Genomic DNA, 22306 nt, shown 5'->3' on the forward strand with positions numbered 1-22306 from the left:
CCCGGGGAAACGAGCGCGCATTCTACCGAGCGGAGCCGTTTTAGGGAAAACCAAGCAGCCGCTGTATGGCACTAGGCGGTGGCCCTGCGCCGAGACAGCAACCCGCCGAGGATACCGGTGATGCAGCCGGCAACCAGCCCGCCGACATGGGCCGCATTGGCGATTGCCAAGGCGCCGAAACTCACCACCTCAATCACGCCCGTCAGGCAGACCACCAACCAGACCAGCATCAGCACCACCACGCCGGGCGGCAGGCGGTAGGCCTCGTCGGGTGACAGTTTCTGGAACAGCCAACAGTGCCCAAGCAGCCCGTACAACACGCCGGATAGCCCGCCGAAGATGCCGGGACCTCCATAGGTGTATTGCGCGACGTTGGATACAGCACCGAACACCAGCGTCAGGCCTAGCAACATCAGCGCGCCTTGACGATATTCAATGCGCCGCCCGAGCTCCCAATACCACATCGAATTCATTGCCAGGTGCAGAAAGCCGAAGTGCACGAAGATCGGCGTTATCAGCCGCCACCACTCCCCTGCGGCCAATGTCTGTTCGAGCGTCGCGAAATAGGCATAGTCGCCCTCGATGCGGAAATCACTGAAGCTGAACCAGCGGATCGTCTCGAAATTGTCGCCCAACATGGTGATGGCCGCCGCGATCAGCGTCAGCAGCAGCACGGCGGCCGTCAACGGGCTGCGGCGCAGGCTGGCTATAAATCCACCGCCGCGGCGCGCAGGTTGTTCGGCAACTACCGCACCGTCGCCATTGGGGAAACGCTGATACAGCTCGCGGACCTGCTCGGCCGTTTCTGCCGGCACCCGCAAAACCTGCTCGCCAGCCTGCTCCGACACCCGGCAAGGCACTTGCAGGCGCCTCAACAGGGCAATGAAACCGCTCAGGTCTTCCGCCAACGGCAGGCGTAACGCCTCTACAACAGCCATCTAACGCTCCACGTTCACCCAGACGAACTTGGCCGGGTCGAGTCGGGTTTCCTGATCGAGCCGATAGGCGACCAGCTTGCCGTACTTGACGGCGCTGTAGTCCAGACAGGCGAGGTTGTGGCGAATGGGTGCAGGCTCGCCACTGCGCCAGTAATGCCCGACGAACAACAACGGGTCGGACGGACCATAGAGAAACAGACGACTTTTCTGACTCTCGCTCAGCGGCAGCCGCGCAGCTTTTTCTGGCAGTCCGTCCGGCTGGAAAACGATGTCGCCGTAGGTCTGGGGATTTTCTTCCCAGAATTTCGTACGGAAAAAGCTCCGGGTAAAGCCTTCGGCACTGGTCAGCGTGAGCCCTTCCGGTAGCGGCATATCGGTACCGCGTAACAGCCGATCCAACGCTTTCGCTGCAAAGCCTTCGGAAAACGCAGCATCACGGAGGAATTCCTCATCGACACGGCCATGGCTCAGGCGTTGGCGTAGCTGGTCGATCACCGCGTTGTCCCAGCAGGCGTGAACCACACGGAATCGCTCACTTTCGAGAAACAACGGCAACTCCATGAACCACTCACAAAACGCCTGCCATTCCTGTGGGTACTGTTCGAACTGCTGAAAGGTCTGCTGCAGCAGCATCGCGTAGCGCGGCGTATGTTCGCGGACGAAGGTCTTGCCGCTCTCGGGCGGCGCCGGTGTGTGCCAGCCCAGCGCATTGAATTCATGATTGCCCATGATGCAGTGGGCCTGCCCGGCGTCCACCATTGCGTGAACAAGGTGCAGCGATTCACGGATGCGCGGACCACGGTCGATGATGTCGCCAAGAAAGATCACCTGCCGCCGCGGATGGCGCCACACCTCGCCGTGCTGACGGTAGCCCAGTTGCTCGAGCAGGTGAGCCAGCGTATGGGCGCAACCGTGCACGTCCCCGATGAGGTCGTAGCTACGCTCCGGATCGACGATCACTATTCCCCTCCACCGAGGCGGCTACCCCAACCAAGCTTGGTGCGGCAGACCTCGTAGTAGTTGTGGTCAAGCGGGTGAATCAGGTGAAGTTTCTGCGGCTTCTTGCGCACCGTAACGGTATCGCCCGGCGCACAGGTGAAATGGTTCTGGCCGTCACAGGAAACTTGCGGATAGATCTGCATGTTCGGTGAGACAACGATCTTCAGCTCGCTGTTTCCATCGACCACGATCGGCCGGCTGGACAGCGTGTGCGGATACATCGGTACGACGACGATGGCATCCAGCCGTGGATGCATGATCGGCCCGCCCGCCGATAGCGAATACGCAGTGGAGCCCGTGGGGGTCGCGATGATAAGGCCGTCGGCCTTCTGGCTGCAGACGAATTGGCCGTCGATGTACAGCTCGAACTCTATCATTCGGGTGGACTTGCCGGGATGCAACACCACATCGTTGAGGGCGTCCCCCTCGCCAATCGACTCTTCGAAGCGTCGCACCTGCGCTTCGAGCAGGAACCTATTTTCCAGCGTGTACTGGCCGCTGAGCACTTCGGCGACCTTTTCTTCCAGTTCATCCGGGCGAATGTCGGTGAGAAAGCCCAGGCTGCCGCGGTTGATACCCAGAACCGGCACCCGATGTTTAGCCAGCGCGCGGGCCGCCCCCAGCAGACTGCCGTCGCCGCCGACTACGATCACCAGATCGCAAGAATCGCCCAAACGTTGCCGGGAAGAGGTTTGCATGCCGTGACCAGGCAGCACTTCGGCGATGTGTTCCTCGAGAATGACGTGCAGATGGCGCTCCACGAGGAATTTCTTCAACCGGCGAATGGTATCCAACACCTGGGAACTGCCTAGGCGGCCGATGATGCCGATGTTACGGAACTGGTCCATTGAAGCTCCCTGATAGCGTGGCTGGTAACGGACGGGCTGGTGTTGAATTGCAGCCAGGGCGGTACATAACAGGCACTAGGTTGGTGTCACACGGGCGTGTTTGAGTTCAACGCCTCGCTCGACCTGTGATCCCCGTGCGGGCGCAGCGCCCGGATTATGGGTGAAACGCAGAAGTAGCGGCAAACCATCCCGTCTATGCTTGTTGCATGAGCCTTCCTCTGCTTGCCGAATTGCTGCCCAGATTGCTGCACCCTCAGGTGCGCGATCTCGCCTGGGTGCTGTTGTCTCCGCCGCTGTTGAGCGACACGCCTTCACCGCAGCGCCATCCTCTGGCGGCCAGCCGGTGGGCGTCGCGCCCCGGCGAACTGGCTGACTGGTTGCTGTCACACGATAGCCAGCCGACCGTGCTGGAGACCTGGCTGGCGCAACACAGCATCCGCCGGCTGGGCCTGTATTACGAACGCTTGTGGCAATTCGCGGTGGGGCAAGCGCCGGATGTCGATGTGCTGGTTGCCAACCTGCCGATCCGGGATGGCGGCCATACGCTGGGCGAGCTGGACCTGATCCTTCTTGATGCCGATGGTGTCCACCATGTCGAACTGGCCGTGAAGTTCTATCTGGGGCTGGAAGCCGGTGACAGGCGCCGTCACGATCACTGGCTGGGACCGGGCAGCCATGACCGGCTGGACATCAAGCTGAAGCGTCTTTGCGAGCATCAGCTGCGGCTTTCCTCGACCGATCACGCCAGGACGTTGCTGAGTGAACTGACCTGTCGCGAGATCGACAGCGCGCTCTGGCTGGGAGGCTACCTATGCCAGCCGTGGCCTTCCGGCTGTGAATCGCCGATGGGTGCCAACCCGGATCACCTCAGCGGCGGCTGGCTGCGACAGCATGCATGGACTCACTCCTTCCAGCGGAACGAGGCACGCTGGCAGCCGCTGCCACGGCAAGCCTGGCTCGCGCCTGCTCAGCTTGAACCTGGTCAGATCTGGCAGTCTGATGACGTCGAGCGCTGGGTCAGCGAAGCCGATGGAAAACATGCGCGGCTGCTGGCTCGTGTCGAGCCTGGAGCGCGTGGCCGATGGGTCGAGCACGAACGCCTGTTCGTCGTCCCCGATAGCTGGCCCGGTTAAACATCCGCGACGCGCCCTTCAAACTGTCATGCCCACATTGCACACTGTCGCGTCAGCGCGCCTTTCGCATAACAGAAGTTCCAAGATGCCCTCAGCTACTCAGGTTTCAGAACAGCCCAAGCGTTCCAGCATCTGGGCGATCTTCATGGTCTTCCTTCGCCTGGGCCTGACCTCTTTCGGTGGCCCTGTGGCACACCTTGGCTACTTTCGCGAAGAGTTCGTCAATCGCCGGCGTTGGCTGGATGAAGCGCGGTATGCCGATCTGGTCGCCCTCTGTCAGTTTCTCCCTGGCCCCGCCAGTAGTCAGGTGGGGATCGCTGTCGGCCTCATGCGCGGTGGCTACGGCGGGTCGCTGGCCGCGTGGGCCGGTTTTACCCTGCCCTCCGCTATCGCGCTGGCGCTGTTCGCGCTGGGTATCGCCAGTTGGGGCGATGCCGTGCCAGAGGGTCTCCTGCATGGATTGAAAATCGTCGCGGTGGCGGTAGTGGCTCAAGCGGTATGGGGGATGGCCAGAAATCTGTGCACGGACGGCACGCGCATAACCATCGCGCTGGTCGCTGCCTGCGCCGTACTGATGCTGCCCAATGCATGGGCTCAGCTCGGTGTGATTGTCGTGGCCGGCATGATCGGACTGTTACTGTTTCGCCCGTCGATCGAGCCGCCTGTCACGCATCCAGCTCAGGCTGGCGGGAGGCTGGCCGCAACCCTGTTCCTGCTGGTGTTCTTTGCGCTATTGATCGCGCTTCCCGCCTTGGCTGCCGGCTCTGACAGCCACGGGCTAGCCTTGCTGGACACCTTTTATCGGGTGGGAGCACTGGTTTTTGGCGGCGGGCACGTAGTACTGCCTCTGCTGCAGGCGGAAGTCGTGCCAAACGGATGGGTGAGCAATGACACCTTTCTCGCCGGTTATGGCGCTGCGCAGGCGGTCCCGGGGCCGCTGTTCACCTTTTCTGCCTTTCTTGGGGCGTCGATGAATGAAGGAGCAAAGAGCCTGCTGAGCGCCGGTCTTTGCCTTGTCGCAGTATTCATTCCCTCGTTCCTGCTGGTGTTTGGCGTTATGCCGTTCTGGGACAGGCTGCGCGCCAATAGCCGAGTGCAGGCAGCCCTGGCAGGTGTGAATGCTGCGGTGGTGGGCCTGCTGCTCGCGGCGCTTTACGATCCGGTCTGGACCAGCGCTATATTCGGGCCTGGCGATTTCACGCTGGCGATGATCGCGCTAGTGGCGCTGATGGTCTGGAAGCTGCCGCCGTGGCTGGTCGTATTGGCAGGCGGCATCGCTGGATGGGCATTGGCCGCTCTTCTTTGATCAGCACAGCAGCTTCATGACGGCCTCAGCCACTGAGTTCGGTGCGTCCACCCGAACGCGCGAGGTATCCCCTTCCCGTCTCCGAAATAAGCGCGGCATAGGCTGCGGCCGGTAGCGCCTCGAGCCCATCGCGCAGGGGGTAAGCAGTGAAACCCAGTTGCGTCAGAAGAAAAACGGCGCTCGCGCTGCGTTTGCTGCTATCGCAGTAACACAGGTAAATGCGGTCTGGCCGCAGAAGCCGCGACTTCAGCCGTAACAGATGAAGCGGCATGTTCAAGGCCTCGAATGCATGGCCACGCTGGTACTCGTCGAGCAGCCGTACATCAAGCCATTGCGCGCCCTCGGCGATCAGCTGATTGGCGCGGACCAGATCCAGCTCGTTCACCACCGGCGCGCGAAGCAGTGCGAGAAAGTCCTGCCGCGCCAGGCGCAGCACGCAGGCATCCTCGATCAAAGTCACCGTGGCGTTGCGAGGGCGCTCCGAAAGCAGGGCCTCCTCACCGAAGCAGGCACCTACTCCCAGTTCCGCGACCACCTGTTCGTCGCTGCCAATGCCGATCACCACCTCGGCACGGCCGCTCTTGAGAAAGTAGCAGCAATCACCCGCGTCGCCTTCGCGGAGCAGCACGTGGCCGCTCGGGACATCCATCAATTGGAGCCTGTTCAGCATCGTGCGGACATTCTCGGTCGGCACCTTGGCGAACAGCGGATTCTCCAGCAGTTCTTCGAGCCAATCGGTCAACTCGCCAGCAGTAGCCAGCTCAAGAAGCAGATCGGCGTTTGCCTGCTGCCAGGACAACAGGCGATCCAGCCGGACACCATCGATGATCAGAACACTGGAGTCTTCCAGTGCCCGCGCCTCGCTGACTCTTGGCCCGGCGATGATGGCGTGGCAGCTCTCAGGTGAGCCGGCAGCCAACCGGCGCTGTTCTCCATCGGGCCCTCGCAGCGACAGCGCACCGGCGAGCAGAAAGTAGCTGAGCCCGCCGTCGTCGCTCTGAAAAAGCAGCTCGCCGGCAAGCAGCGGCCGTGGAATCAGCTGATCCCTGAGTGACTGCAGACGGCGCGGGGAGAGTACGTTAAGCGGGGTCAGACTGCTTAGCTGAGCGGGGAGCAGCGGCTTGTTCATCCATGGTTCCCAGAGAATGGAGCGGTCAGCGCAGCAGCTCGTCCAGCTGCGACTGGGCAGCCCGCCGACCTTGTAGGCCACCGGTGTGCACGAAGATGAGCCGCGCGCCATGCGGAAAATACTCGCCCTCCACATAAAGGCGCAATGCCATCATTGCTTTGGCTGTATAAACCGGCTCCAGAGGCAGCTGGATGGCCGCTTCGGTTTCAACGATGAATCTCGCGACATCGGCATCGAAACGGCCAAATCCTGCGCGACTGGCGTCTATCAACTGATAGTTGGGACAAGTAATCCCAGCTTCGCGGGTTAGCCGATTGATCTCTTCACCAACACCATGAGATGGCGGCCCGGCCAGCGCGCCATAGACCCGGTGCGCGCCCTGCTCGGCCTCACCGATCACCAGCCCGGCCAGTGTCGTACCTGTTCCCGCAGCCAGCCACCAACCGTCATGGTCGGCCCAGTCAAGGGTCGCGAGCTGTTCCTGCACATAGGCAACCAGAGGGGCACAGCCCAATGCTCCGGCGAGACCGCCGCCGCCCTCGGGCACGCAATAATGATCGGGATAGCGCTCGCGCCATGTGTCGAAGAATCCGTTCTGATGACGCTCCCGGTATCCACCGTAGCCCAGCCAATGCAGCTGCATGCCGAGCCGCTCAAGGTCCTCAACGGTCGGCGTACGCTGCGAATGGCCGCGCAGCAGGCCGACGCTGGTAAAGCCGTAGCGAGCCGCTGCGGCGGCCAGGGCGTGCAGGTGATTAGAGTGCGGGCCGCCGAGGCTGAGCAGGCCGGACGCACGCTCGGCGACGGCGGCCTCCATGTGATGAGTCAGCTTGAACCATTTATTGCCAGACAACGCCGGATCGATGAGATCCAGCCGCAGCACAGCAAGCTGCACCTCTGCTGCCCGTAGCCAGGGCAGGTCGACAATTTGCAGCGAAGCGGAGGTTAATGGTGGAGAAAACAACGAAGGTGGAAGCAAGGACATCAACTGCCGGTTCGGAGCCGATCCAGCGATCGGTGTCTGGCGCAACAATTGGACTCACCAATGACGAAGCGGGCCGGCGCCTCGACCTTGTCCAGCGGCATGTTGCAGCGCTCTCCGCTGGTTAACGTAGCGATACATACCGGCTGCCGATAGTGCTGCACCCAAAGCTCGTACTGCTCTTCCGATACGCCACATTTGGCAGCTGCGTAAGCCAACGGTTTTTGCTGATAGCGGGCCATATCCTGAAGCGGAATAGTCAGATGGCCGGCCCCTGGGTGGTAAACCATGAACGTCATCCCCAGGGACGACAAACGCTCAAGCATCCGCTCACCGCTCTGGTCCATGAGCGCATCACGTTGTTTCTGTAGCTGTTCGATCTCTTCCTGCAGCTGGCTGTCGAGCTCGTTCCGGTAAGCGAGCTCGACATCCCGGATGGACACCTGCTCCTTGTACTCAGCTACGGCCGCCGCCACTTGCCGCTGGAGTTCCTCGTCGAACTGCGCACGCGCGGCATCGGCTTCGATACGACTGTTCTGTTCTAGAGCGCGCAGTTGGCGACTCATCTCTTCGCGGTTCTTCTGAAAGCCCTCGGCCTGGCCTTCCAGTTCCAACTGCAGCTCTGCGATGCGTTGATCCTTGATAGTCAGCTCGGTGCATAACTGAGCGACCTCCTCGCGTAATTTAGCCTGCTGCTGTGCGGCCAACTCACGAAGCCTGCTGATGTCCGTTTCCCGCTGCTGTTCCAGACTGGCGATACGCAGCCGCTGCTGCTTTATCAACTGAGCTGCCTTGAGGCGCTGGTCTTGCTCGAATTGTTCTGGTCGCGGTGCAGAAGCTGGCTGCTTCGTCGGATCAGCTGCGTACCAGGTGTCCTCCGCTACCATCTGGAGGCGCTCGGTTGGCACCGTTTGCGGCGCTTCATCTTCAACCAGCAGCCCCAGCTGGTTGCGTTTGATCCGGTCACGCAGCATGACGAAATGATTCTTGCCCTGAGCAAGTTCCGGATCCCACAGATGCATCTGGTACCAAGAAACAGGGCATTGGCTACGGCAGGCCAGCCGGATGGGCCCTGCCCCCAGATCCGGCCCTCGCCCTGTACGCTCAGCCAGATTGCGCAGCGGAATGTTCCAGCCGCTGTCGGCTGAGCCGTCTTCATTGAAATCGAGATAGAAGAAGACCGCCGCCCGGATATGCAGCCGGGTATTGACCAGCACATAAGCGACGCGCATCTGCTGATCGGCGAATTCGGGCATGCTCACTACCCCATCGAGCATGGCCTCGAATTCCGGGTAGAGCATTTCCTTGCAGATGCCACCATCGTTGAAGAACAGTACGGCTTCCACCGTCTGTGGTTTGATCTGCATGCTCGCACCCTCAACGGCTTTGATCGGCCAGTTTTGATTCCGGGATTAGGTCCAACATATCCCGCTATCCCACGGTTGGCGCAAGTTTAGGGTAAAAATCCACATTGGCGATGTGACTGGGTTGGCAGCGACTCTAGCGCTGCAGTTCCCGCCGGAAAGCAGCCGGGAAACTGTGACAGGGTCGCAACTGCCCGATCACGTTTTCAGCTTGGCAAGCAAAGGCCCCAGACGCCGCCCCATCTCGTCACCGAGGGCCTGCAGTCCGCTCATGGGACGCACCATCACTTCGAAATCAGTGATCAGCCCGGCTTCATCGAAGCGGATCATGTCAATGCCCTTGATCTCTTTATCCCCCACCCGGGCGCTGAATTCCAATACGACATCCAGCCCATCGGCGCTGAACAGTTCGCGATGGTAGGCAAAGTCTTCGAATACCTTCACCACGGTATTGAGGATCAGGTTGACCGCCGCTGCACTTTCGTACGGCTTGTAGGCCATGGGGGAGCGGAAAACCGCGTGCGGATGCAGCAGTTCGGTCAGGCGGCTAAGGTCCTGGGTTTCGATCATCTGGTGCCAGCGCTGCAGTGAAGCCGCGACGGCAGGTTTCAACAATGGAGAAGCGCTCATATCAGCTCCTTTTACAAGCAGAAAAAAGCCCCGCTAAGCGGGGCTCCCGATCAGATTTCAGCCGCGAGGCGCGAGCCCTGATTGATTGCGCGCTTGGCATCAAGCTCGGCCGCGACATCCGCTCCGCCAATGAGGTGCACCTTGGCGCCGGCCGCCTCCAGCTCGGCCTGCAGTTCGCGCAGCGGGTCCTGCCCGGCGCAGACAATCACGGTGTCAACCGGCAGCACTTGAGGCTCGCCGTCGGCTACGCGGATGTGCAGCCCCTCGTCGCCCACCTTGAGGTATTCAACAGCGCTGATCATCTGTACGTGCTTGTTCTTGAGACCGGTGCGATGAATCCATCCAGTAGTCTTGCCCAGCCCGTTGCCCACTTTGGATTTCTTGCGTTGCAAGAGGTAGACCTGTCGCGCGGGAGCGTGGGGAGCCGGCTGGATTCCGGCAACACCGCCACGAGCATCGAGTCCAAGGTCGATCCCCCACTCCTTCCAGAACGCTTCGCGGTCCAGGCTCGTGGATTGCCCCTGGTGAGTGATGAATTCGGAGACGTCAAAGCCAATGCCGCCAGCACCGATGACCGCTACACGCTGCCCCACCGGTTTGCGCTGCAGGATCGCGTCCAGGTAGGTGATCACCATTGGATGGGAAATGCCTGGGATATCGGGTTTGCGGGGCGCGATACCCGTGGCAAGCATGATTTCGTCATAGCCGCCCGCCAGCAACTCTGCAGCATTGACCCGGGTGTTCAAGCGCAGCTCGACGCCTGTGCTCTGTAGCTTGCTGTTGAAGTAGCGCAGCGTCTCGAAGAATTCTTCCTTGCCCGGCACCCGCTTCGCGACATTGAACTGACCTCCGATTTCACTCGCCGAATCGAACAGGGTCACCTGATGGCCGCGCTCCGCCGCTACGGTCGCGGCCGCCAGTCCGGCCGGGCCGGCGCCCACTACGGCGATTTTCTTCACCGCGGCGGTTGGGATGTAATTCAGCTCTGTTTCATAGCAAGCCCGCGGATTGACTAGGCAGGTCGTCAGCTTTCCGCTGAAGGTGTGGTCCAGGCAGGCCTGGTTGCAACCGATGCAGGTATTGATTGTGTCGCTGCGGTCAGCCGCCGCCTTGTTGACGAAGTCAGGATCGGCGAGGAAAGGCCGCGCCATGGAAACCATGTCGGCATCGCCTTCGGCCAGCACCTGCTCGGCAACCTCCGGCGTGTTGATTCGATTGGTAGTGACTAGCGGAATCCGGACTTCGCCACGCAACTTGGCCGTGACCTTGGTGAAAGCAGCACGGGGCACCTTGGTGGCAATGGTCGGGATACGGGCTTCATGCCAGCCGATTCCGGTGTTGATTAGCGTCGCGCCAGCCTGCTCGATGGCCTTGGCCAACACCACCACCTCGTCCCAACTGCTGCCGCCTTCCATCAAGTCAAGCATCGACAGACGATAGATGATGATGAATTCCTGACCTACCGCCTCCCTGACACGCCGGACGATTTCCACCGGGAGGCGCATGCGGTTTTCATAGCTGCCGCCCCAGCGATCAGTGCGGTGGTTGGTATGGGCCACCAGAAACTGATTGATGAAGTACCCCTCCGACCCCATGATCTCGACGCCATCGTAACCAGCCTGCTGTGCCAGGCTGGCGCAATTGACGAAGTCACGAATTTGCTTCTCGATACCCTCTTCATCCAGCTCACGCGGCGTGAAAGGATTGATCGGCGCCTGGATCGCACTCGGAGCAACTAGCTGCGGACTGTAGGCATAACGGCCAGCGTGGAGGATCTGCATGCAGATCTTGCCGCCCGCTTCGTGCACCGCCTGGGTGACGACCTTGTGTTCTTCTGCTTCTTCAACAGTCGACAGTTTGGCGGCTCCCGCACGAACAGACCCCTCTTCGTTCGGCCCCACGCCGCCAGTGACGATCAGCCCAACGCCACCGCGGGCGCGCTCAGAGAAGAAGGCTGCCATACGCTCGAAGCCATTGGGCATTTCCTCAAGGCCGGTGTGCATCGAGCCCATTAGCGTGCGGTTGCGCAAGGTGGTGAAGCCGAGATCAAGCGGGGCCAGCAGGTGCGGAAAAGCGGTCATGTTCATTCCTCGATCAGGCGCCACGTGCACTATGCACACTCTGGCCAACGGTAAAATCGCCACGCCTCTTTGGACGGTGGTCGCAGTGAAGTGACGATAAACAGCCCAACCGGCACGCTCAATGATCGAAAGTCACAACTGAATGACCGGATCGAGCAAAAACCCTTGGCAATCCACTTCCTCATGCCTAGTCTCAACCTTCTGCTCTTATATGCCTCCGCCATGCGCCCCCATAGCAAATACATCGGCCTGATCCTCATCGCGCTAGCCGCCCTGATCATTTACCTGGACTGGACCGGCGACCGTCATAGCGGGCCTTTGCTGTCCGACTTGCGCACCCTGCCGATCGAAACCCGAGGGCAGCCAAGTCAGCGCGGTAATCTGCTTGGAATCGAAGCTCGTCTGATGCCGGCTGATTATCAGAGCCGGGAGCGGCTGACGCTCAAGTTCACCACGTATCTGGATCAGGCCCGCGCCGCAGGTCTGCTGAATGCACGCACTGTGGTGGTGTTGCCTGAACACGTCGGGACCGGACTTTTTGCGCTCGGCGAAAAGCCGGAAGTTCAGCAGGCACGCACGCTGCGTGATGCGATGCAGTGGATGGCGCTGAGCAATCCCTGGGATTATCTGCGTGCATTGCGGGGCAACAAGGGAGACGACCGCCGAACCGAAGCAGCGCTTAAGATCAAGGGCCAGCAAATGGCCGAGGACTATCAATTCATATTCGGCAATCTCGCGCGTGAATACGGCATAACGCTAGTGGCAGGCACTATCGTGCTACCCGAGCCGCGGCTTGAACAGGGCCGACTGCTGACCGGCAAGGGACCACTCCGACATATCAGCCTGAGCTTCAAACCTGACGGTGAGCCGGTCGAAGTGCCGCAATATAAATCGATTCTGAACACCTATGAGCGTCGCTACAGCGGTGAATCCCAAGCGTCAACGCTGGCCAAACCAACGCCGGCCGGCCACATAGCAGTGATGATCGGCTGCGATGGCTACCAAAGAAGACCGCCGCCCGATACCGAGGTGATTGCCATCATTGGAGCACCCGAGGATCCAGCTACCACCTGCTTTATCGACACGCTGGAATCAGCGTTGCCTCGCGTAGAAGTGCGCTCGCTTGGTCTGCCCTGGAATCTGGCTGGATCGCCACACCGCCCTATGCACCATCACCACAACTTGCCGGTTCGAATGCACAACCTCTGGCTGCCGGAGCGACCATGAATCGACAGCGGGTGCGCCTTGGCGACCTTTCGGTAGGATTCGTTCATAGCCTGAGCAGCGCCCTGCTGGAACGGAACATTGATCCTAAGCCGCTTCTGGAGGCTTATGGCCTGGATCTGGCGCGGCTTTCGGAGCCGCGCGCGAGGCTATCCATCCCGCGCTACATGCGCCTCGGTCACGCGGCGATACAGCTGACAGGAGCCCCTACCCTGGGCCTGGAGATGGGGCGATTGCGCAAAGCGGGGCATTTGGGCCTGGTAGGCGTAACGTCCGCCCAAGCGCCGACAGTGCGCGAAGCGGCACGCACGCTGATCCGTTTCGAGCCGCTGTATGCGACCAATTATCGAGGCGCGTCGAGCTTTCACGAAGATGCTGAAGGCGCCTGGCTGCGCTTCTACTCGATCAGCCCATACAACGGCTACAACCGCTTTGTCGTGGATACGGTGCTCGCCAGCTGGATCACCCAGCTAAGTGCTGTCGCCACGCAACCGCTGTTGCCCACCGCAATTCAAATCGAATTCGACCGGCCCGAGTATGGGTCCGGCTACGAGAGTCTGTTTCAACGTGCCCCGGAGTTCGGTGCCGAGCATAACCAGCTGAGATTGAACAAGACCACGCTGGCACTGCGAAACCCGGAACACTGTCCAGGCACGTGGCGGCAATTGCTGGAGTTGTGCGAGGCGGAACTGGACCAGCGCACTCGCACGCGGAGCCTCCGCGAGCGAGTCACCCAACTGCTTGGGCCTATGCTCAAAGGACAGGAGCCAGACCTGACGCAAATCGCCGCAAAATTGCAGAGCCCGCCCTGGACACTGCGACGCAAGCTGGCAGAAGAAGGAACGAGCTACCGCGTGATTCTCAATGACACGCGGCGAGATCTGGCGGCCGCATACATTCGCGACACGGAACTTGCCTTCGGGGAAATCGCCTGGCTGCTGGGCTTTTCGTCGGCGGAAGCCTTCCAGCGCGCATTCAAACGCTGGAACAATTCAACGCCCGGCGAGTTTCGCCGAGCACAGCGCCGGGGCAATTGACGCCTAGAGTTCGAAGGCGTCTTCAGCCGGCTCTGGACCGTCTTGCTCGGCGGCGTGCCACTCGAGAATTTCGTCTTGGTAATCATCCATAGGAACGCACCTCACGCTGGGTCTACCAGGGGTAAACAAAGTCCATGCCAGAGACGCTAACTCGATCACATTAAGAAAACATGACCGCTACGCCCTGGCGATGAAACCTAGATAAACCACCTGCGCTCCAGCCACAACGCGCCTAAACGCCGCAGGTCTGCGTAGTGCGTTCCAGAGCCGCCAATGTTAATGGCGCCGCCAGACCGGCTGCGGTCATGAACTGACGCAGTAACCAGGCAATCACACCTAGCGCCAGGACGCTGGCTGACCAGATCAACACCAGCCAGGTCATGCGCTTCCATAATGGCTTGGGTTTCGATGCACTGCTTTCGTGCTTCTCGGGCATAAACGGCTCCATGACGATTCAGGCTCAGTGGTAGCCATCTTCCGCGCTGACCTTGCCGCGGAAGACGTAATAGCTCCACGCGGTGTACATCAGGATCAATGGAATGATCAGCAGCGCTCCAACCAAGGTGAAGCCCTGGCTCTGAGGCGGCGCAGCGGCTTCCCAGATACTGACCGACGGCGGAATTATGTTCGGCCAAAGGCTGATGCCCAAGCCACTGTAGCCAAGGAAGATCAAGGCCAGCGTGAACAGGAACGGCGAATAATGGGCATATCTCGCGATCGACCGAAGCAGCCCTAATGTGCACAGGATCACTAGTATCGGTACGGGCATGAACAGGAACAGGTTCGGCATGCTGAACCAGCGTTCGGCGATATCTGGATGCGTCAGCGGCGTCCATATGCTCACGATGCCCGTCACGGCCAACACGGCCCAGACCAGCGGAATCCCGATGTCATGCATGCGCTTCTGCAGGTCTCCGGCCGTTTTCATGATCAGCCAGGTACAACCCAACAGCGCGTAGGCCACGATCAAAGCCAGTCCGCAGAAGACGGAAAACGGCGTCAGCCAGTCCAGCGGACCACCGGCGTAGGCCCGATCCACAACTGGAAATCCATGTATGAAAGCCCCAAGCGCGACCCCTTGGAAAAAAGTGGCAGCCAACGAGCCCCCAACAAAGGCCTTATCCCATATGTGCTGCCGCGCAACGCTTGCCTTGAAGCGGAACTCGAAGGCGACCCCTCTGAAAATCAAACCCATCAACATGAAGATGATCGGCAGATAAAGCGCTGACAGGATTACCGAATAAGCCAACGGGAAGGCGGCAAACAGCCCTGCCCCTCCCAGCACCAGCCAAGTTTCGTTACCGTCCCAGATTGGCGCAACGGTGTTCATGGCCACATCGCGCTCTGACGTATCGGCCAGGAACGGAAAAAGGATCCCGATACCCAGGTCGAATCCGTCCATAACGACGTACATCATGATTCCAAAGATGATGATGACGGCCCAGATAAGCGAAAGATCGACACCCATATTCAATTCCTCTCGCCCAGTTGATCGCCATGGTCGTGGGGGATCGCCTCGTCAGCGGCCGAGAGCGGACGCATCGGTGTGCGTTTTTCACCAGGCCCGCCGGCACCCTTCTCGTTACCCTCGTTGATGACTGGTCCCTTAGCGATCAGTCTCAATACATAGACGAATCCAATTCCGAACACCGCGAAGTAGATAAGCACGAACATGGCAAGCGTCAGCCCGAGCTGGCCTGCACCATGATTCGAAACGGCGTCCGACGTGCGCATCAATCCATAGATAACCCAGGGCTGACGGCCGATTTCTGTGGTGAACCAGCCTGCCAGAATCGCAATGATGCCCGATGGCCCCATGAGCAGCGCCAGACGCAGGAAGGGCCTTGAGGTGAACAGATTGCCTCCACGCCGAAGCCAGAGGCTCCAGAGACCGGTAAAAATCATCAGGAATCCCAGCGCAACCATGATCCGGAAGGTCCAGAAGACGATGGTGGAATTGGGCCGATCCTCAGGCGGGAAATCTTTCAGCGCTGGAATGGGTTCGGTCAGGCTGTGCTTAAGAATGAGACTGCCGAGGTATGGAATCTCAATCTTGTAGCGCGTCTCCTCTCGCTCCATATCGGGCCAGCCGAACAGCAGCAATGGTGTTGGTTCACCCGAAGAGTTGTCCCAATGCCCCTCCATCGCGGCAATCTTTGCCGGCTGATGCTCCAGTGTGTTCAAACCGTGAAAGTCGCCGACAACAGCCTGAATCGGCGCTACGATCAGAGCCATCCACATGGCCATCGAAAGCATTTTGCGAACGGCGGGATTGTCTTTGCCACGAAGTAGATGCCATGCAGCGGATGCCCCGACCATGAACGCCGTCGCGAGGAACGCAGCAATCGCCATGTGGGTTAGGCGGTAGGGGAACGACGGGTTGAACACGATGGCGAACCAATCCACCGGCACCACGATGCCATCGATGATTTCATGGCCCTGCGGGGTGTGCATCCAACTGTTGGACGCAAGAATCCAGAATGTCGAGATCAGCGTGCCGACCGCCACCATCAAGGTGGAGAAGAAGTGCAAACCCGGCCCCACCCGATTCCAGCCAAACAGCATGACGCCGAGGAACCCGGCCTCCAGGAAGAATGCGGTGAGCACCTCGTACGCCAGCAAGGGCCCGGTCACACTACCGGCGAACTCGGAGAATGCGCTCCAGTTGGTGCCGAATTGATAGGCCATGACAATGCCTGAGACCACGCCCATCCCGAAGTTGACTGCGAATATCTTCAGCCAGAAATGGTAGAGATCGCGGTAAACCTGACGCTTGGTCTTCAGCCACAGTCCTTCCAGCACGGCGAGAAAGCTCGCCAGACCAATAGTGATCGCCGGAAAGATGATGTGGAAAGAAATCGTAAAAGCGAACTGGATCCGCGCAAGCTCGAGAGCTTCCAAACCGAACATTAACAACCCCTCGTCTGTTAGCCGCCTGCACCTGGCTTCTTTATTACATCACGCAGTACTGACAGCAAGATAACGCAAGGGTGCGCAGAACATCCGCTACAGGATGACGCAGGCAGGATTTGAAGAAAGCTCTAGCCAGCCGCTTAGGCAGGAGGGAAATGGAGGGATGGAGGCCAGGCCAGTTGCGTTCGTGGTCGTGGTCGTGGTCGTGGTCGTGGTGGGTACGGGCGTTTCGAGGAAGGATGGAATTTCTATCGGACACCGATGCAGCCTGGATACTGCTTTACAGCGAGCCGAGCGCACCTAGCCCGGAGGGCAAAGCACGCTCGGTTTGACGTAGCGGCTGTGTCAGCTACGGAAGTAGCCGACCTTCTTGTTCAGCTCTCCTGCGAGTGCTGTCAGGTCTCGGCTGGAAGAGGCGACCTGATTGGCAGCCGCGGAGCTCGTCACGGCTGAGTCATGGATACGCGTCACGCTTTGATTGACCTCTTCCGCCACGGCGCTCTGCTCTTCCGAAGCGGTAGCGATTTGAGCATTCATCTCATTGATCGAGCTGACTTCCTGCCTAATCTTTGCCAGCGCGTTTTCAGCCTCAAGCGTCTGCTCGACCGTCATCTGTGCCATCCGCTTGCTTGATTGCATCACCTCAACCGCTTTGCCTGCGCCAGCCTGCAGCGACGCGATCATTTCGCTGATCTCGCTGGAGGACTGCTGAGTGCGATTGGCCAGCGAACGAACTTCATCCGCCACAACTGCGAAGCCGCGACCATGCTCCCCGGCTCGAGCTGCCTCAATGGCTGCATTGAGCGCAAGCAAATTCGTCTGCTGCGCAATGGCCGTAATGACCTGCAGGATCTTCTCGATATTGCCGCTTTCTTCGGACACTCGACTGACGGTCTCCGTGGCCTCTTCCAGCACCTTGGCGAGATTGTGAATCGAGATGGCAGTCGCCCCTACGACGCGATTACCGGTTTCAACCTGTTCCTCGGCACTCTTGGCCGCGGTAGCTGCACGGGCGGCGAAATTCGCCACTTCGCTCACCGTGGCTGCCATCTCATTGATAGCGGTCGCAACCTGCTCGGCTTCGGCAGATTGATGCTGGATCTGTTGATTGCTGTTGGCTGATGAAGTGAGCAGCTCGCCCGATGCTGTGCCCAGCCCGTCCGCGGCAGTGCGAACCTCGGTAATGATCCCGGTCAAGCGTGCCGCCATCTTTGCAGTAGCACCCATGACGCTGTCCGGATAATCGGTGACGATGACTTGCGTCAGGTCACCGTCGGCGAGGTTACCGATAACACGAGCCACCTCATCCGGTTCAGCCCCAAGCGTCGAACGCAGCTTCCGGATGATCAGCACCGCAATCAACGCGCCCAAGAGAACCGCTGCGCCAGTCACCGCAATGATGAGCGTCAAAAATCCGCTCGCAGTGTCTCGCACGACCGTCACATCCTCGCTGATACCGCGCTCCTGGTGGTCGATGAACGCATTGATCAAACGCAGCCACTCTGAATAAGCCCCGGCCACATTTTCCAGGAGGAACGCATGCGCCCGCTCCGAGCCCTCAGCGAAGCGAAGCTCGACAACCTGACGGGTGAGGTCGTTGGTCTTCGCCTCAATGGCTTCAATCTGCATCATCAACTGCTGCTCCGTGGCATCAGCTGAAGGCTGCGAAAGCATCGCTTTCATCGGCTCAGCGGAATCGGCATAGAGCTTCGCCAGACGCTCGATCTCCAACACCTGCCGGCGGGCTAGCGTGGAGTCGGCAGCACTTACAGCGTCACGCACGGCAATGGCCCGGTCATGCACACTACCTCTGAAATTGATTGCGTAACGTTGCTTCAAGCCTGCCTGCGAGCTGATGCTGCTCATCGTGCGATCGATGACGTCGACATTGAACGCACTGACCATCGCCACTGCCACCATCATCGCCAGGATGACGAAGAAACCCAGGCCTAAGCGCTTTGATACCGACATCTGCTTGTTCATTGGATCCTATCCTCCGGTGCCTTGCTGCGACGCAGCCAGTGCAGTAGCGATTGCAGAGACCCGAGATGACCGACGCCACCGCAACTTGTACAGATAATGTCACGCAGCCATCACTTTGTACAAGTTTTTATCAGGTTTCGCCAAAATCGCTGCAGCGCACTGAGCCAGAGCTATTGCGACCATAGGTCGGATGGCTCGCTATGCCCGTTACAATAGGGTTGTATAAGTTTTAGAAGCTGGCACGGCAAACCGAGCACCACGGTGGCGCTGCATCGAGATGCGGAAAATGAGTGCGGAAATAGAATGCAGCAGAAACGAAAAAAGCGGCCCGTGGCCGCTTTATTCGAAGCTCCTTCGCATGAAACGAGGGAGAAATGTATGGCGCAGCGGACGGGACTCGAACCCGCGACCCCCGGCGTGACAGGCCGGTATTCTAACCGACTGAACTACCGCTGCGCGTCGGCCGGACTTTCGTCCGAATCACAAAGCCTGCTATTTAGCAGAAGCCAACTCGTTTCCGGTTAGCTCGTCGCCTTGCGAGGCGCGAAATTTACGCATCCGCCCCAACCAAGTCAACAGCTTGCATACATTTTTATGAAAAAAAAAACGAAGCCATGGAATCACTGCGGGGGCCAGCGGTCCGCCGGGCACCTTTTGCCGCAAAAACAGTCATTTGCACTGGTATATTCAGGTACTTCTTTGTCATGGTCCGGGACTAGACTTGGCAGGTCACCTGTTATTCGCTCCTGCTAGGCGCAACCGGCGACACGACCATCATGATCTGGCCACACGGAGTGCCTAGAGCTTGGCTTCATCCGCAGCGTTGCAGAAATTTCGACAGCATGCGCCACTGATGGTCAGCGTGGTCATCGTTGTGCTTTTCGGTCTGTATTTCGCAAGACAGGTCAGCGCGTGGCTGCAATTGACTCAGCCAGCCCCTGCTGCATCCATAGACAATGCGCAGCCAGCTGGTGTTGCACCCGACCTGCAGCGTATGGAGAGACTGTTTGGTAGCCCGGCGTCTACCGGCGAAGGCTATGCGACCGGAGAATCAACTTCTAATCTCACCTTATTAGGCAGCTTCGTTCACGCCGACCCGGCCAAATCAAAGGCGATCATCCAATTAACAGGCTCGCCTCCGCAGCTCTATCAGACAGATCAGGAATTGGAAACCGGCCTGCGACTGCACAGCGTTCATCCCGACCGGGTGGAAGTGGCGCGCGGCGGACGTATTGAAAGCCTGTTTTTTCCAAGCGTTCGTTCCGCCTCGGCTGTGCAGGACAACCTGCCGGACTACAGTGAACCTGCGGATATGGAATATTCAGACCCGCAAGCAGAGATGCTCCAGCAACAGATGGAAGCGCTCCGACAACAAATGGAAGGTACGACCACCCCTTCCGACACAATGCCCTCCGACGAACAGCCCACGGAAGACGACTGACCGATGCTGCCTTTTTCCTCCCGCCCGCTCATTGCATTGATCGCCGCCGGTCTGCTTGCCGCTCCCCTGCCCGCGCTTGCGGCCGACCCCGGAATCGAGCCGAGCGAGACCCAGCAGGACGGCTGGACGATCAACCTGAAAGATGCCGACATTCGGGCTTTCGTCGACCAGATCAGTCAGCTGACCGGGCAAACGTTCATCGTGGACCCTCGGGTAAAGGGCCAGGTCAGCGTAGTCTCCTCGACAACGCTCTCGCTTTCCGAGGTGTATCAGCTGTTCCTTTCGGTCATGGCGACCCACGGCTACAGTGTTCTCACCCAGGGTGAGGTCACGCGAATCGTACCCAACGCCGAAGCCAAATCAGAGGCAGGCGGCGGACCGTCGGGCGGCGACCTGCTGGAAACCCGCGTAATTCAGGTTCAGCACACCAGCGCTACGGAGTTGATTCCGCTGATTCGCCCTCTGGTTCCTCAGTATGGTCACCTTGCAGCCGTCGGCTCGGCCAACGCCCTGATCATCAGTGACCGAAGCGCAAATATCGCGCGTATCGAGGATCTGGTTCGCCAGCTTGATCGCACGCAGACCGACGACCACAGCGTGGTGAACCTGCAGTACGGCTGGGCAGTTGATATTGCCGAGGTTTTGCGCAACACCCTGGCGCGCGGCGAAGCCCGGGATACGGCCGGCGCTCAGATCATCGCCGACTCACGAACCAACCGGCTGATTTTCACGGGACCTGAACAGGCAAGACAGAAGCTCGCCAGCCTGGCCAAGACACTCGACACACCGAGTACGCGCTCAGCCAACACTCGCGTCATTCGCTTGCGGCATAACGATGCCAAGTCCCTGGCGGAGACACTGGGCGACATCTCCGAGAGCCTGGCCGCGCCTGCTGATGGCGAGGCACAAGGAAGCCGGCAGCAGAACATTCTCATTCGTGCAGATGAGAGCTTGAACGCCCTGGTGATGCTTGCCGAACCCGAGCTGATCGGCACCCTCGAGTCGATCGTACGTCAGCTGGACATCCCCCGCGCTCAGGTGATGGTCGAGGCCGCCATTGTCGAAGTGTCAGGCGACATTACCGATGCTCTTGGTGTGCAGTGGGCCGTGGATGCCCGCGGTGGTACGGGGGGTGTAGGTGGCGTCAGCTTCGGCAACGCCGGAATCTCAATTGGCAGTGTTCTCGGTGCAATCAGTGAGGACGAGGTCCCCAATAACCTGCCCGACGGCGCAATCATCGGCGTCGGCACGCGAAGCTTTGGCGCGCTGATCACCGCGCTTTCGGCCAACAGTAAAAGCAATCTGCTTTCCACTCCAAGCTTGCTGACGCTGGATAATCAGGAAGCGGAAATTCTGGTCGGACAGAACGTTCCCTTCCAGACCGGCAGCTATACGACTGATTCGTCAGGCGCCGGGAATCCGTTCACCACCATCGAGCGGCAGGACATCGGCGTAACGCTCAAGGTCGTACCCCACATCAACGACGGCGCTACGCTTCGCTTGGAGATCGAGCAGGAGATATCTTCGATTGCGCCGTCGGCCAGCCTCTCTGCACAAGCCGTTGACCTGGTGACCAACAAGCGATCCATCAAAAGCACAATCCTTGCCGAAGATGGGCAGGTGATCGTACTGGGCGGCCTCATTCAGGATGACGTGACGCGGACCAACTCGAAGGTTCCTCTTCTCGGCGACATTCCTCTACTTGGCGCGCTATTCCGCTCCACTCAGGAAAGTCATGTCAAACGCAACCTGATGGTGTTCCTGCGTCCTACAGTTATTCGTGATCGCGCTGGATTGGCTGCGTTATCCGGGAAGAAATATAGCGACATACGCGTCATCGAAACCGAGTCGGATAGCCCAAGCATCCTTCCAGCGACACCGGAACGCCTGTTCGATGGTCAGGGTCAGCCAGCACCTGCAATCGATCTTCGCTCCAACGAACCCGCCCAACGCCAGGACATCCCACGCGCTCCGGCAACGCAACGAGTCCCCCAGACATTCACCCCGCAGGCCCAGCCCAACGACGAGCCAGCCCCCATGCGATCGGGCTGGTCAGTACAAGTCGCCAGCTTTCAGAATCGGGACAGCGCAACGACGCTGCAGCAGAAACTGGGGGACGAGGGCTTCGACGCATACCTCAAGGTATCGGGTCGTACACATCGAGTATTCGTCGGCCCAGTCGGCGGAAGGCAAGAGGCCAACCGCCTGCGCGAGCAGCTGTCCCAGGAGCAACGCCTGGACGGGTTCGTGGTTAATTTCGACTCCGCGAACAATTGAAACCATCGGGGCTTCTCATAA

At 59.6% G+C, this 22306-nt stretch carries 17 protein-coding genes, 1 tRNA gene and 1 pseudogene; 6 read left to right on the forward strand and 13 right to left on the reverse strand.

All coding sequences use genetic code 11. The features are described 5' to 3' along the window. Positions 1–71: 71 nt before the first annotated feature. The 3 genes from NA619_RS01065 to NA619_RS01075 are packed head-to-tail and all read right to left on the reverse strand — an operon-like array spanning position 72 to position 2785. On the reverse strand, positions 72–938 hold the full coding sequence (locus NA619_RS01065; RefSeq protein WP_255959122.1) for a rhomboid family intramembrane serine protease: 867 nt from the start codon (positions 936–938) through the stop codon (positions 72–74). After that, a complete protein-coding gene (locus tag NA619_RS01070) occupies positions 939–1898 on the reverse strand; it encodes a metallophosphoesterase (protein WP_255959123.1) in 960 nt (319 codons plus the stop codon). Further along, the gene (locus tag NA619_RS01075) at positions 1898–2785 is read right to left on the reverse strand and encodes an NAD(+) kinase (protein ID WP_255959125.1); all 888 of its coding nucleotides are present in this window, start codon (positions 2783–2785) and stop codon (positions 1898–1900) included. Before NA619_RS01075 ends, NA619_RS01070 begins: the two co-directional genes overlap by 1 nt. A 206-nt stretch (positions 2786–2991) precedes the next feature. Between NA619_RS01075 and NA619_RS01080 the strand changes: the two genes are divergently transcribed. Both NA619_RS01080 and chrA read left to right on the forward strand, forming a co-directional pair. Then, a complete protein-coding gene (locus tag NA619_RS01080; RefSeq protein WP_255959127.1) occupies positions 2992–3918 on the forward strand; it encodes a DUF1853 family protein in 927 nt (308 codons plus the stop codon). Positions 3919–4003: 85 nt separating this feature from the next. Continuing rightward, positions 4004–5224, forward strand: coding sequence for a chromate efflux transporter (chrA, locus tag NA619_RS01085; RefSeq protein WP_255959128.1), 1221 nt, complete (start codon positions 4004–4006; stop codon positions 5222–5224). 25 nt (positions 5225–5249) lie between these two features. Here chrA and NA619_RS01090 read toward each other — a convergent pair whose 3' ends face one another. From NA619_RS01090 to NA619_RS01110, 5 genes are all read right to left on the reverse strand, one after another. Further along, the gene (locus NA619_RS01090) at positions 5250–6353 is read right to left on the reverse strand and encodes a cyclic nucleotide-binding domain-containing protein (RefSeq protein WP_255959130.1); all 1104 of its coding nucleotides are present in this window, start codon (positions 6351–6353) and stop codon (positions 5250–5252) included. 25 nt (positions 6354–6378) lie between these two features. Further along, positions 6379–7338, reverse strand: coding sequence for a 1-aminocyclopropane-1-carboxylate deaminase/D-cysteine desulfhydrase (locus tag NA619_RS01095; protein WP_255959132.1), 960 nt, complete (start codon positions 7336–7338; stop codon positions 6379–6381). Continuing rightward, positions 7338–8702, reverse strand: a complete 1365-nt coding sequence (locus NA619_RS01100) for a chromosome partitioning protein ParA (RefSeq protein ID WP_255959134.1) — start codon at positions 8700–8702, stop codon at positions 7338–7340. The genes NA619_RS01095 and NA619_RS01100 overlap by 1 nt, the downstream gene beginning before the upstream one ends. A 195-nt stretch (positions 8703–8897) precedes the next feature. After that, positions 8898–9329: a nuclear transport factor 2 family protein gene (locus NA619_RS01105; RefSeq protein ID WP_255959136.1), complete on the reverse strand. Its 432-nt coding sequence runs from the start codon at positions 9327–9329 to the stop codon at positions 8898–8900. Positions 9330–9379: 50 nt separating this feature from the next. Next, the gene (locus tag NA619_RS01110; RefSeq protein ID WP_255959138.1) at positions 9380–11410 is read right to left on the reverse strand and encodes an NADPH-dependent 2,4-dienoyl-CoA reductase; all 2031 of its coding nucleotides are present in this window, start codon (positions 11408–11410) and stop codon (positions 9380–9382) included. A gap of 222 nt (positions 11411–11632) precedes the next feature. Between NA619_RS01110 and NA619_RS01115 the strand changes: the two genes are divergently transcribed. After that, entirely contained in the window at positions 11633–12637 is a 1005-nt protein-coding gene (locus NA619_RS01115) for a carbon-nitrogen hydrolase (RefSeq protein ID WP_255959538.1), read from the forward strand. Next, positions 12634–13671, forward strand: coding sequence for an AraC family transcriptional regulator (locus tag NA619_RS01120; RefSeq protein ID WP_255959140.1), 1038 nt, complete (start codon positions 12634–12636; stop codon positions 13669–13671). The genes NA619_RS01115 and NA619_RS01120 overlap by 4 nt, the downstream gene beginning before the upstream one ends. A 280-nt stretch (positions 13672–13951) precedes the next feature. On the opposite strand, the pseudogene NA619_RS01125 reads toward NA619_RS01120, so the two are convergent. The 5 genes and pseudogenes from NA619_RS01125 to NA619_RS01145 form a co-directional block, all read right to left on the reverse strand. Further along, a pseudogene (locus tag NA619_RS01125) lies at positions 13952–14107 on the reverse strand (DUF2474 domain-containing protein); the annotation flags it as partial. Positions 14108–14131: 24 nt separating this feature from the next. Beyond that, positions 14132–15139, reverse strand: coding sequence for a cytochrome d ubiquinol oxidase subunit II (gene cydB, locus NA619_RS01130; RefSeq protein ID WP_255959142.1), 1008 nt, complete (start codon positions 15137–15139; stop codon positions 14132–14134). A 2-nt stretch (positions 15140–15141) separates the two neighbouring features. Beyond that, a complete protein-coding gene (locus NA619_RS01135) occupies positions 15142–16581 on the reverse strand; it encodes a cytochrome ubiquinol oxidase subunit I (protein ID WP_255959144.1) in 1440 nt (479 codons plus the stop codon). Positions 16582–16929: 348 nt separating this feature from the next. Next, positions 16930–18567 (reverse strand): methyl-accepting chemotaxis protein, encoded by a 1638-nt coding sequence (locus tag NA619_RS01140; RefSeq protein ID WP_255959146.1) that lies wholly within the window; start codon positions 18565–18567, stop codon positions 16930–16932. A 379-nt stretch (positions 18568–18946) separates the two neighbouring features. Continuing rightward, a tRNA-Asp gene (locus NA619_RS01145) sits at positions 18947–19023 on the reverse strand. Between the two features lie 349 nt (positions 19024–19372). Between NA619_RS01145 and NA619_RS01150 the strand changes: the two genes are divergently transcribed. Beyond that, positions 19373–20008 (forward strand): type II secretion system protein N, encoded by a 636-nt coding sequence (locus NA619_RS01150; RefSeq protein ID WP_255959148.1) that lies wholly within the window; start codon positions 19373–19375, stop codon positions 20006–20008. 3 nt (positions 20009–20011) lie between these two features. Continuing rightward, complete coding sequence (gene gspD, locus NA619_RS01155) at positions 20012–22285, forward strand: type II secretion system secretin GspD (protein WP_255959150.1); 2274 nt, start codon at positions 20012–20014, stop codon at positions 22283–22285. The last annotated feature ends 21 nt before the right edge of the window (positions 22286–22306 follow it).

The sequence above is a fragment of the Stutzerimonas stutzeri genome, from assembly GCF_024448895.1.
Classification (GTDB): Bacteria; Pseudomonadota; Gammaproteobacteria; order Pseudomonadales; family Pseudomonadaceae; genus Stutzerimonas; species Stutzerimonas stutzeri_Q.